The 11,783-nt window shown below is 44.1% G+C and carries 10 protein-coding genes; 4 read left to right on the top strand and 6 right to left on the bottom strand.

The annotated features are described in order from the left end of the window. Positions 1 to 196: 196 nt before the first annotated feature. The 4 genes from NDI35_RS16255 (at position 197) to NDI35_RS16240 (ending at position 4,040) form a co-directional block, all read left to right on the top strand. Positions 197 to 1,363 carry a pentapeptide repeat-containing protein gene (locus NDI35_RS16255; protein WP_445313644.1) on the top strand — a complete coding sequence of 389 codons (1,167 nt, stop codon included), beginning with the start codon at positions 197 to 199 and terminating at the stop codon, positions 1,361 to 1,363. Between the two features lie 43 nt (positions 1,364 to 1,406). Continuing rightward, the gene (locus tag NDI35_RS16250) at positions 1,407 to 1,982 is read left to right on the top strand and encodes a Uma2 family endonuclease (protein WP_445313643.1); all 576 of its coding nucleotides are present in this window, start codon (positions 1,407 to 1,409) and stop codon (positions 1,980 to 1,982) included. Positions 1,983 to 2,062: 80 nt separating this feature from the next. Further along, positions 2,063 to 2,701 (top strand): Uma2 family endonuclease, encoded by a 639-nt coding sequence (locus NDI35_RS16245; protein ID WP_445313642.1) that lies wholly within the window; start codon positions 2,063 to 2,065, stop codon positions 2,699 to 2,701. Positions 2,702 to 2,807: 106 nt separating this feature from the next. Next, positions 2,808 to 4,040: a pentapeptide repeat-containing protein gene (locus tag NDI35_RS16240; protein ID WP_445313641.1), complete on the top strand. Its 1,233-nt coding sequence runs from the start codon at positions 2,808 to 2,810 to the stop codon at positions 4,038 to 4,040. Positions 4,041 to 4,119: 79 nt separating this feature from the next. Here NDI35_RS16240 and NDI35_RS16235 read toward each other — a convergent pair whose 3' ends face one another. The 6 genes from NDI35_RS16235 to NDI35_RS16210 all read right to left on the bottom strand — a co-directional run bounded on the left by NDI35_RS16235 (position 4,120) and on the right by NDI35_RS16210 (position 11,615). Then, positions 4,120 to 4,311, bottom strand: a complete 192-nt coding sequence (locus NDI35_RS16235) for a hypothetical protein (RefSeq protein ID WP_445313640.1) — start codon at positions 4,309 to 4,311, stop codon at positions 4,120 to 4,122. Between the two features lie 132 nt (positions 4,312 to 4,443). After that, positions 4,444 to 4,824 (bottom strand): response regulator, encoded by a 381-nt coding sequence (locus NDI35_RS16230; protein ID WP_445313661.1) that lies wholly within the window; start codon positions 4,822 to 4,824, stop codon positions 4,444 to 4,446. A gap of 177 nt (positions 4,825 to 5,001) precedes the next feature. Further along, positions 5,002 to 5,385 carry an Hsp20/alpha crystallin family protein gene (locus NDI35_RS16225; RefSeq protein WP_445313639.1) on the bottom strand — a complete coding sequence of 128 codons (384 nt, stop codon included), beginning with the start codon at positions 5,383 to 5,385 and terminating at the stop codon, positions 5,002 to 5,004. Positions 5,386 to 5,501: 116 nt separating this feature from the next. After that, on the bottom strand, positions 5,502 to 5,882 hold the full coding sequence (locus NDI35_RS16220) for a response regulator (protein ID WP_445313638.1): 381 nt from the start codon (positions 5,880 to 5,882) through the stop codon (positions 5,502 to 5,504). 176 nt (positions 5,883 to 6,058) lie between these two features. Continuing rightward, positions 6,059 to 9,493 (bottom strand): PAS domain S-box protein, encoded by a 3,435-nt coding sequence (locus tag NDI35_RS16215; RefSeq protein WP_445313637.1) that lies wholly within the window; start codon positions 9,491 to 9,493, stop codon positions 6,059 to 6,061. A 214-nt stretch (positions 9,494 to 9,707) separates the two neighbouring features. Further along, positions 9,708 to 11,615 carry a response regulator gene (locus NDI35_RS16210; protein WP_445313636.1) on the bottom strand — a complete coding sequence of 636 codons (1,908 nt, stop codon included), beginning with the start codon at positions 11,613 to 11,615 and terminating at the stop codon, positions 9,708 to 9,710. Positions 11,616 to 11,783 lie beyond the last annotated feature (168 nt).

Raw genomic sequence — 11,783 nt, 5'->3', positions numbered from 1 at the left:
TAGATGCACCCTGATGGCAGAGAGAGTTACTTAGGTAGCTCTCTCTTTTTTTTGTCTTTTTTTTTGCACGGACGTGAAAATACGGATGGGGGAGAGGGGGATTGGCCATACCGATCCCCGATTACTGATTACCGATTAGCAATTACCGCTTTGAGTCGATTAATATCAACTTTAGTTATTAACTAATTTTGACATTATGAGCGAACAAGCTAGCGAGCTAATCAAGCAGGGGATTTCGCAATATCAGGCGCGTCAATTTGAGGCGGCGCTGAATTCTTGGCAGGAAGCGCTGGCGCTATATCGCTCAATGGACGATAAGCGGCGATCGGGTGCGGCGCTGGGTAATATGGGCGTAGCTTACGAAGCGCTGGGAAATTATGCTCAGGCGATCGAGTGCTACCAGCAGCATTTGGTGTTAGCGCGGGAAATTGGGGATCGCCGGGGCGAGGCTAATGCTTTGGGAAATCTGGGCAATGCTAGCTGTGCTCTTGAGGATTTTTCTGGTGCTATTGATTACCAGCAGCAGCGTTTGGCGATCGCGCGGGACACTGGCGACGGGCGCTCGGAGTTGGAAACTTTGGGCAATTTGGCGCTAGCTTACGATGCTAAGGGAGATTTGCCTGGTGCGATCGAATGCTATCACGAGCAGTTGTCGATCGCGCGCGCCTGCAAGGACGATCGCGTTGAGCGCAATGCTCTCAAGAATTTGAAGCTTGCTTATAAGTATTTAGCAGATTACGAGAAGGCCGATGATTACCGACAGCAGCAATTGGCGATCGTCCGGGAACTGTTTTTAATTGATAAAAATAAGAGTTTTGTACAACTTGCAGAAACAGTTGGTTTGAATCCGATTGAGGATTTTGCTGGGGCTAATTTAAGCGGTTTTGACTTGCACTACGCTGATTTTAACGGTGCTGATTTGCGCGAAACCAACCTCCGAGGCGCAGATTTGACTTTGGCCGATCTCAGCGGTGCTTTGCTGAGCGCTGCTATTTTAATTGATGCTAATTTGTGCAATGCTAATTTGCGGGATGCTGAACTCAGCAGCGCCAATTTGAGCGGTGCTGATTTGCGAACAAAGCTGCCGCGGGCGAATTTGAGCGGTGCAAATTTAACCGGCGCCAATTTGAGCAGTGCTTATTTACCGAATGCGATTTTAGTAAATGCAAATTTGACAAATACTGATTTGAAGAATGCTGATTTAAGCGGTGTTAATTTGAGTGGTGCGAATTTAAACGGGGCTGATTTGAGCCGCGCTGATTTGAAAAATACGGTGGTTAAAAATGCGAAGTTTTTTGGTTGTCTGGGAATTTCGGAAGCTGTGAAGGTTGAATTGATGGCACGGGGCGGGATTTTTGAGTAGAATTAATTGGAAAGGTTGGTAATTGTAGAGGGTAAGAAAAGCTATGACTGCCGTAACTGCAAAACGATTCTCGATCGCCGAATATCACCGTTTGGGAGAACTCGGATTTTTCGCCCCCGATGAGCGAGTTGAATTGATTCGCGGAGAAATTATCCTCAAGACTACTAAAACTACGTTTCACTCTGTTTGTAATTCGCTACTGTTAGGAGAATTGTACCCGCTGCTGCGAAAAAGAGCGATCGTGCGCGGTCAAGAGCCAATTATTTTGTCTGATGATAGCGAACCAGAGCCTGATGTTGTGATTGCCCGCAATCGAGCCGATCGTTATTTATCTTCTCACCCGCAGCCTGCTGATATTTTGTTGGTAATTGAGGTTTCCGATTCTACGTTGAAGTACGATCGCACAACCAAGTTGTCTCTCTATGCTGAGACTGGGATTTCTAATTATTGGATATTTAATTTGGTTGATAATGAACTGGAAATGCACAGCGAACCTTATCAGAAACAAAACGGAAGTTATAGTTATCAATTGCAACGAGTTGTTTGGCCAAATCAGACGGTGGTAATTCCGGATTTTTCCGAGTTATCTCTGGATTTGTCTTCGGTATTTCCAGTCTAGGCTTCCTTCGATGATATAATGCAAAAGTGCGATGGCTACACCCCGGCTTGCGCCTACGAACTCTTCAAGAAAATAGCCCTATGACCGCTCAAACTCTCGCTCCACCCGAACAAATTGTCGAGCTATCGGGTATCAGTTGGCAAACCTACGAAACTTTGCTAGCCGAAATCGGCGATCGGCAAATTCGACTGACATATAATCGCGGCAATTTGAAAATTATGGTACCCTCCCCAGAACACCAACGTTTCAAAGAAGTATTGGGTCGATTTGTTGAAACCTTAGCTGAAGAATTAGATGTGAGAATTGAGCCTCTGGGTTCTACGACATTCAAACGTCCTGAACTTAGCGGTGCAGAACCAGATAAATGTTTTTACATCCAGAATATTAGTGCAGTTAAAGGCAAAAAAAGAATCGACCTGACTCAATATCCGCCACCGGATTTAGTAGTGGAAATTGACATTACCAGCCGTTCGGAAAATACCTTGCAGGTTTATGCGGATCTGGGAGTGCCGGAAGTTTGGATTTATAATGGATCGCGGCTCAGAATCAACAGATTAGAAAATGGAGAATACGTTGAGGGCGAGAGCAGTTTAGCATTTCCCAGCTTACCGATATTAGAGATTGTCAGATTTTTGGAACAAGCAGAAACAATGGACTATTTAGAATTAGTAAAAGCATTTCGGAATTGGGTAAAAAGCCAAATTCAGCAAAACCAATGAGTGGCGGATAAAATTAAACAAAATTTACAATTGTGTCCCCAAAAAAAGCTGTGTTGTGATAAAATAGAGATGATAAACTAATTTAAATATCAATTACAGGCTGGTAGTGCCAGCAATTCTACCCGATATGCGATCGCTAGAGTCTCACAACAAATACCCAGATTGCTTGTGGATGCAATTTGAAGCAATTCCAGTTCCATCGGTTGCACCCCAAACCCAGCAGCTCGACATTCACTTGAGCCTGAATTTTAACGAGCATTGGGAACCCCTGCTAGGTGGTCGCGTCAAATTTGGTCTGCAAGGCGGGACGCTCAAACTCTATCTAGAAAACTGCGAAATACCCGTAGCCTCACGTCAGTTAGTCGGTTCTTTCAAGCTTTTGCCAATAGAAGAAACCCTGGCAATTCAAAGCAGTGCAGAAAATTTAGTAACCGAAAGTCAGCGGGGAGTTCAGGGTCGCGAGAATTTGGAAAAAATTAAGGAGACAGAGAGCATATTTTGTCATGTTTCCACAATCAGCGATGATACAACGCCAGCTTGGATTTTTGCAGTAGAACAAGGCAAATCAGTATTAAAAGGTTTGCTAAAAAGTGCTAAGCTGGGAGAAATTGCGGCCAAAGAATTTCGGATGGCGGCAGCTTTTGAAGTTGCTAAAGAAGATATTAATCTCACAGATGCGGAGGGTTTGTGGCCGCACGATATCACGCCAAATCAACATTCGGTTTTAGAAAGAATCCTGACTATATACCTGCAAGCAAATAAACTCCAACCTGCCCTCAGTTGGGCGCTATTGTCCTACAATTTGCCTCCGGTTGAACCGCGCGAAGTGGAAATTGTCCCGGAAGCTGAATCGGAATTGCAGGAAATGGTCGATCGCATTATCTCCGCTGAAACCGACAACTTTGTGGAGTTGGCCCAAATCGCCAATCTCAACCCAGCACTAGATTTCGCGGGTAGCAGCTTGCGCGGAACGACTTTAAGTGCAGTGGATTTTAGCAGCGCAAATCTCGATCGGGCAAATTTCCGGGGTGCAACCTTAAACGATGCCGATTTCAGCGACGCCAACCTGCAAAATGCCAAATTCGGCGGTGCAGATTTGAGTGGCGCTTTCTTAGGAAATGCTGATTTAAGTGGCGCAGATTTGCACAAAGCAAGTCTAGCTTTAGCTAACCTCAGCGGTGCGAATTTGAGCGGCGCAAATCTGCTGGAAGTGAACTTAACAAATACTAATTTTAGTGGTGCGAATGTCGAGTCAGCCAGATTCGGGAACAATTCAGGAATGGATGAGGAGATGCAGGTGAATCTACAGCAGCGAGGCGCAATTTTTGAGGAGGTTTAGTCGGTAAGTGCGAGATCCCTTTGATTCATCCGCCTCCTTTGTGGCACGGGCCTCACGCCTGTGCGATGGAATTTCACCTTTAAACTATCGCCTCTGAAAAAAGTTGCTTCTTAATCCTTAACTCTCTAACTAAATTTATAGAGGGCGATGAACCGTAGCTGTTAAGACTGTAAACAGGCATTTCTTGCCAACACTGACGGCAAAACCAGTATACTTGACTGTGGCGAAGGTGACGCAGCATTTGATTCGTGCAGCAAGGACAGGTTGTCATAAAAACCTCTTTTTTAGAGACGAAAATGTATTTGTCTTTTGTTGCCAACTGCTGTAAGCTGGGTTGAAGCAGCAACTCTATGAATGTAGAGGTAAACTCTTAAGAATCCTGCGTCTGCCATACCGGGGAGTGTCAATCATCCCATCCCAAAATCTCTGCCACTTTTCCCGGCAGGGTAGTGACTTCAAATGGTTTGCGAATTACCCCAGCAACACCCATTTCGGCAAAGTTGGCCATATCGCTTGACATAACTCTTGCTGTCAGCAGAATCACTGGAATCGATCGAGTTATGGGATCGGATCGGAGACGAGCGTACACAGCAAACCCATCCATTCCCGGCATTGATATATCCAGCAAAATAGCATTAGGTCGTTCTGTTTGTAGGATTTGTAAACATTCTTCTCCTGATTCGGCCACCAGGGTGTTCCATCCCGCGAGGTCTTCCAGGCACAACTGTACCAGTTCGCGGAGGTGTTCTTGGTCATCAACGATGAGAATTTGTTTCCCTTTCATCTTGTTTTCGGGCAGGAGACTGCCCTCATAATTAGCTACTTGCAAAGTGTTCATTTTATTTTGATTGATTAGAAATCAATATTTCGGTTGCCAATTGGGTCTCAAATACACATCTTTAATCAATCGCTCAAAGATGTATATTTGAGAGTTGAATCCGAACTTGGGAGGGCGGAACTCTCAATTCTTTAGCAAGCGAATTGTTAAACCATCCTGGTGTATTTTAGCCACATAGATATCAGGATCTACGCGGTGGGGCAACGGGATGAGAGTTTGAAATCCACTAGGAAGGAAATAACCTTTTACTCCAGCCACTTTGGTAGGTTGACCTTGAATTAAAACAGTTTCTGGAGTGATTTGGAGATTCAATTTGACAAGATGAAGGTCAGAAATGTGAACTTCAAGGATAAGTGTCACATCCTTTTCGAGAATTTTAATGCCTGTGATCGGGGTTTCCTCTGTATGAGCAATCCAAGGTGTGGATTGCTGACAACCAGTGGGCAAACCGGAAAATGAACCTGCGAGATCCTGATTTACATCATTCAAAGCCTGAAAAGCATTCATCGAGTCTCCTCCTAATGCAAAGAACTTTTAGCTGCATAACAGGAGACTAAATAGCAACGGTAAGGAATTGGTAAAGATTCCGTTATTGTTACAAAACTTCACAAAAATGGTGAAAGTCAATCATCCCATCCCAAAATCTCTGCTACTTCTTCCGTCAGGGTGATGGGTTGGATCGGTTTGGCAATTATCCCAGCTACAGCCATCTGGGCAAATTTAGCCCGATCGCTGGGCAAAACTTTCGCTGTCAGCAGAATCACTGGAATCGATCGGGTAATCGGATCGGACTGGAGGCGAGCGTACACAGCAAACCCATCCATTCCCGGCATAGATACATCCAGCAAAATGGCGTTGGGTCGTTCTGTTTGCAGTATTTGTAAACATTCGTCTCCCGATCCTGCCCCCACTGTTTTCCATCCGCGTAAATCTTCTAAGCAGGCCTGCACAAGTTCCCGAAGGTGTTCTTCATCGTCAACAACTAGAATTTGTCTGTCTGTCATGGGATTTTGGATTGGAGATTTGGGATTTGGGATGGATGCTACAGATTAATCTATAGCGGTTCTCAATAAAATGAGGTACACACCGATCGCAACTGATGCCCTATGCCCTATGCCCACGGAGGCCTATGCCCTATGCCCGCGAGAGCACCTCATGTTACTGAGAAAGGCTATAAGCGTTATTCAATGATGGCTAAGGGTAGGGTGAAGCAAAATGTGCTGCCTTCACCTAAGATACTTTCCGCCCAGATTTTGCCGCCATGTCGCTCAACTATACTGCGACAGATTGCTAAACCTAAGCCGGTGCCTCCTTTTTCACGGGAGTCGGATGCATCGACTTGTTGAAATCGCCCAAAAATGAGTTCTAGTTTATCGGCAGGAATGCCTCGTCCGCGATCGCTAACTTGAAACAGCACAAAGTCTGTCTGGTTTTCGGCACTCAGATGAATTGTGGAATCGGCAGGTGAGAATTTAATCGCATTACTGAGCAAATTTGTTAAAGTTTGGACGATCGCATCTCCTGTTGCCCAGACTTCTGCATCCGTGGGGTTAACGATTAATGAGATCTGCTGTTGAGTAGCCAGCGCCTGAATGCTATCTACTGCTTGCTGCATCAAATCGGCAGCTTTGCAAACAGTTTTCTCCACAATTGCCCGCCCGGAGTCTAGGCGCTCCAAATCTAAAATATCATTAACCAGGTTCACTAATCGATTGGTATCGAGGAAGGCAATTTCAATCATGCGTCTAGATTTTTCTGGTTTTTTATCATAAACCCCACTTTTTATTAGTCCCAATGACATTTGAATGCCTGTCAAAGGAGTGCGAAGTTCATGGCTGACAATGCCAATGAACTCATTTTTAATCTGTTCGAGCCTTTGTCGTTCGGTAATATCTTCCCCAATGCTGATAGTTCCAATGATGTGTCCCTCTGAATCTTGCAGCATGGTATTGTTCCAGGCAATGAACCGTTCTTCACCCGATTTGGTCAAGATAAAATTTTGATAATAGGGATGATAGTTATGGGCTAAAACTTCCGAAAAAACAACTTTTACTGATTCTTGAAGAGGAGGGGGTAAGAAGTTTTCAAACCAATTTTTTCCTAAAATTTCTGGGTTAGTATATCCTGTGATTTTTAAGAAAAAAGGATTAACATAATTAACATTTCCCTCTATATCGAGTCCGACAACAATCAACTGCACGTTATCCAAGAGCGATCGCCAGCGTCGTTCCGCTTCTCGGATCGTGGCTTCGGCTTGCTTACGTTCTTGCAGTTCGATCTTAAGTTGTCGGTAGAGTTTGGATTGCTGAATGGCGATCGACAATTGGCTGGCAATCTGTTCAAGTAATTCTATTTCCCACGATTGCCATTGACGAGGTGCAGCGTTTTGGTAGATAGCTAACAAACCCCAGAGAGTTTCTCTCAAAAATATCGGGAAAACTGCATAACTTTTTGCTTGCAATTGTTCCAGTAGCTCGATATGACAGGGTTGAATTTCAGCGCTATAAATATTATTAATAACAAAAATTTCATTATTGCGGAATCGACCGCCGTGAGTTTCTTGCAGATAGGTATCTGCACAATTTTTTTGAACATCGCTTCCTATCAGTTTTACCCAACCCTCACCAACTGACTCCACGACAAAATCACCACTCCAATCAGGATTAAAGCGGTAAATGGCAGTGCGATCAGTTTGTAATGTCTGCCTAATTTCAGTAACAGCAGTATTTAGAACGGCATTCAGATCCAAAGATTGGCGAATCCCTTGAGTAATCCTCCATAGCAAATGTTCCTTTCGGGATTTCTGTAGTAAGGCTGCTTCCGCCTCTTGTCGAACTTCTTCGAGGTGCTTCGCTACTGTGATATCTTGATGAACGGCCACCAGAACATCGCCGTAGTCTGAATGCTTGAATACAGAGCAAGTTGCACTGCACCAAAATGGAGTTCCATCTTTCTTGACATTATGAACTTCATAGCTAAATTCACCCTTTCGTAAAACGGCAGACCGAATGGCTTGATTTACATCTTCAGGACTGACCGATTCGCTGCCATAGTTCACTATCGAAACGTGCTGACCGTTGAGTTCGCCAGAGTCATAGCCAAACATCTGCTCAAATTTAGGATTGGCATAGACAATTACTCCATTGTCGGTTCTTACTAAGGCAATTCCTTCCGCCATGTTGCGGGTAATGACAGCCTGAAGCTCCAGCATTTGTTGGGCTTGTTTAAGTTTAGTCAGATCGCGCAGACTAACGATTACCCCTACAATATTTTCGCCTGCATCACGTAAAGGGATATAAGTAACGCTCAAAAATTGCCTGACTAAATTGGGAGAATCAAACCAGTTTTCATACTGAATTTTTTCTCCCGCCAAACATCTGTCCAACCGAGGCTTTATCATGTTATCGAACACGTCTGCATCCAGGATATTTCTAACAGAATTTCCGATAACTTCGCTTTCAGATTTGTTGCACCAAGTCAAATAAGCTTGATTGACTATTTGATAAATATAGTTGCGATCCATGATCACAATCCCATCTGTTGTATTGAATAGGATGCGTTCATATTGGCGGAAGGTTTCTTCAGTACGTTTGCGCTCGGTGATATCAAATACGCTAGAACGACTCATCATGAAGTTACCTGCTTCATCATAAATTGCTGTAGCATTTAAGTTGAGCCACATGGGTTTTCCGTTTTTATTCAACATCTGAAACTCTAAGTTCTCGATCCAGCCTTGTTTTTTAAATAAGGGAAAGTTTTGATAAAAAATATTTTTACTTTCAAGTGTCATTAAATCAACAAATTTCTTTTGGTTTACAATTTCATCGCGGGTATAGCCTAACCACTTCAGTTCCGTATCATTAATCATAATTATTGTTCCTGCTGCATCTAGGGAATGATAGCCACAGGGAGCATTATTATATAGGTCTTCAACTTGATTGATATATTGTTGCAAGGTATGGTTGACTTCAGTGAGTTCGGCTGTCCGTTCTCTGACTCGTTGTTCGAGTTCAGTATTGAGTTGTTGTAGGGCAATTTCTGCTTGTTGGCGCTCCCTCAGTTCCGTTTGTACTTGCTCAAATAAATCAGCTTGCTGAATGGCAATTCCAGCTTGAGTTGCTAGCTGTCGCATGAGTTCAATTTCTGATGGTTGCCATTCGCGAGGTTCTGTACACTGATGAGCAATCAATAATCCCCAAAGTTCTTCTCCCTTAAGGATAGGAATAACCAGGCTAGCTGTAACGTGAAAATTTGGCCGGAATTCCCGGTGACAAGTATCAATTCCAGCAGTATAAATATCACATTTAGAGGTGAATAAGCCTTGTTTGAAGGGTTCGATATAGCTTTCAGCAAAGCAAGGCTCCTGTATCTGAGTGGATAAGATTGATCTCCATTCTGAACCAACTGACTCTACCACCACCTTTCCGCTCCAGTCTGGAGCAAATTGGAAGATAATTACGCGATCGCATTGCAGAGTGTTTCTGAGGTCAGTTACCGTAGTGTTGAGAATGTCTTCGAGTTTGAGGGATTCGGAGATAGAAAGTGCTGTTTTAGCAAGGATTTGTTGTTGCTGTTGTTGCAATTTCCCATAATTATCATCAGTATGTTCTATCATGAGTCTACTTAATTAATTACATTTTTTACATTGAGGCAGAAACCGGGTTTTTAGCCCTCGTGCGTAAGTTCTATTGGGAGCATCTCACTTTTGCAGCCAAGCTAGAAATTGGGGTTAGGAGTCAGGAGCCAGGAGCCAGGAGAAAAGAGTCAGAAGGAAGAAGGAAGGAGCCAGAAGAACTGTTTTTACAAATATGAGATGCTCCCAGTTCTATTTAAGTATTTCCAGGCTTAAGTAAAGGACGAGCGCGCCTGATTCGGCTGAGTACCCGCGTCACTAATTCAGGCCCTAGTACCGGCTTGGTAATAAAATCATCGGCTCCCGCTGCAAAGGCTTGTTGCAGAGATTCTGGATCGGTATGGGCTGTCACCACTAAAATCGGTAAATTTTCCCATTGGATATCCTGTCGGACGACCTGACACAATTCTAAGCCGCTGACGATCGGCATTTCTAGATCCAGCACTACTAAATCGGGCTCAGTGTTAATTAACACCTCCCAAAATTGCTGTGGTTCTTTGAGATTTGTCACCTCAAGTCCCCAAGGAGTCAGTAACGCTGATAATTTAACCAGCATCACAGGGTCATCATCTACGATTAAGACTTTGGCTTCAGAAGTTTTGGGACTGGGTAGAACACGGGCGATCGCTCGAAAAATTTGCTCGGTGGTTGCAGGTTTGTGGAGAAATTGCTTAGCACCTAAACGCGATACAGCCAAGCGATCGGCAAGACTATCTCGTCCGGTAAAAACGATTATAGGAAGAGTAGGCGATCGCTCGGTCAGTTCTCGCAGTAGCGTCAATCCACCTTCCTCTGTCTCTGCAAAGCTTAAATCTAGTAACATCACATCGGGCATTGACAAGGCAAGACACGATCGGGCATCAGTAATATTCGGCGCAATTTTCATCTGAAATCCCCAAGCTTCGGATTCTACTTTCAATCGCTCCGTTAATGCAGCATCATCATCAACTACCAAAACCCGATAGTTGTTGAAAATTGAAATAGTAGAAATTGGTACAGCCGTTGATGTAATCGGTGTTTTGGCTAATTCCTGCTGTAATCCTGTCACCACTTCCGAGAAGTCTGTAATTTCCTCAGCAGTCAAAGAGCGATCTTTTATTAGCAAATGCTCTGCAGAGCGTGCCAATTTCGAGCCTTCGGGATAACCAAAAGATCCCAGAGAGCCTGACAATTTATGAGCTTCATGTTTTGCAGATTGCTGTAATTCGGTTTCTAAATTTCCTGCTAATAGAGCAGTTTTTGCCCGATCCAATACAGTAATTTGTTGGTTGAAGGCTCCCCGAAACCGCTCTAACACTTTGTCGCTCTCGGACTTATCTACCCCGCGAGATTGATGTTTTTGGGTACTTTTTGTGACTAACTTGTTGAAGTTAAAGGGCGCAGATTGGGGGTAGGGTTTCAGTCGATAGCCCATGCCATAAACTGTTTCGATGATTTCTTCAGTTAAGCCACCTGCCTTCAGTTTCTTTCTGACATCCTTAATATGAGTGATAATGGCGCGATCGGTTGGTGCGTCATCAAATCCCCACAGACGATCCAAAATAACACTGCGGCTAAAGATGCGATCGGGATTTCGCAGCAATAATTCCAGCAGGTTATATTCTGTCGCTGTCAGTGAAATTATTTGTTCGCCAAATGTCACTCTACCAGAATCTAAATCTAAACAAAGCTCTCCCCAAGTCAATGTATTAGCCGCTGAATTCTGAGTAGAACCTCCTGGGGAAAGTGCTTTACTGCGTCGCAATAAAGTTCGGATTCTTGCCAGTAATACTTCCGTAGCAAAAGGCTTGCTGATGTAATCATCGGCTCCCGCATCGAAAAGAGCCACCACCTCCGCATCTGAATCATTTGCAGTCATTAACAGGATCGGTTTGCAATAGCCTTGCGATCGCAGTTGCCGACATAGACTAATTCCATCTAGTTTGGGAACCTGCACGTCTAACAAAATCAGGTCATACTCAATTGCTGCTGCCAAGTCTAGGCTCACTTGTCCATCATTTGCCCGATCAAACCCGTAATGATTTGCTTCCAACACCTTTGCCAGTGTTGCACTCAGCCCTCCCTCGTCCTCTACGAGCAGAATTTTTATCGGAGACTTCTTCATTTTGGCTGTGCGGTTCAATTCCCCTGCGATCGACGCGCATTAATGTCAGGCCGAAGCGTGGCTTCTAACTAAATCAGTGGTAGTCGTTAATACTGCTTTTATCTTACCCTTTTTGCAGTCCCATAATCTAAAAATAGCTGTCACTTCCGCAGGTTACATAAGACGGAT

It is taken from the genome of Microcoleus vaginatus FACHB-2002 (assembly GCF_040004035.1).
GTDB lineage: Bacteria > Cyanobacteriota > Cyanobacteriia > Cyanobacteriales > Microcoleaceae > Microcoleus > Microcoleus vaginatus_C.
This window is presented reverse-complemented; position numbering and strand designations above follow the sequence as displayed.

Bases quoted from the DNA above. Each gene is read 5' to 3' on its own strand.
- NDI35_RS16225 (WP_445313639.1), bottom strand. From the start codon at position 5,385: ATGAATGCTTTTCAGGCTTTGAATGATGTAAATCAGGATCTCGCAGGT.
- NDI35_RS16250 (WP_445313643.1), top strand. From the start codon at position 1,407: ATGACTGCCGTAACTGCAAAACGATTCTCGATCGCCGAATATCACCGT.
- NDI35_RS16210 (WP_445313636.1), bottom strand. From the start codon at position 11,615: ATGAAGAAGTCTCCGATAAAAATTCTGCTCGTAGAGGACGAGGGAGGG.
- NDI35_RS16235 (WP_445313640.1), bottom strand. From the start codon at position 4,311: ATGACAACCTGTCCTTGCTGCACGAATCAAATGCTGCGTCACCTTCGC.
- NDI35_RS16245 (WP_445313642.1), top strand. From the start codon at position 2,063: ATGACCGCTCAAACTCTCGCTCCACCCGAACAAATTGTCGAGCTATCG.
- NDI35_RS16220 (WP_445313638.1), bottom strand. From the start codon at position 5,882: ATGACAGACAGACAAATTCTAGTTGTTGACGATGAAGAACACCTTCGG.
- NDI35_RS16255 (WP_445313644.1), top strand. From the start codon at position 197: ATGAGCGAACAAGCTAGCGAGCTAATCAAGCAGGGGATTTCGCAATAT.
- NDI35_RS16230 (WP_445313661.1), bottom strand. From the start codon at position 4,824: ATGAAAGGGAAACAAATTCTCATCGTTGATGACCAAGAACACCTCCGC.
- NDI35_RS16215 (WP_445313637.1), bottom strand. From the start codon at position 9,493: ATGATAGAACATACTGATGATAATTATGGGAAATTGCAACAACAGCAA.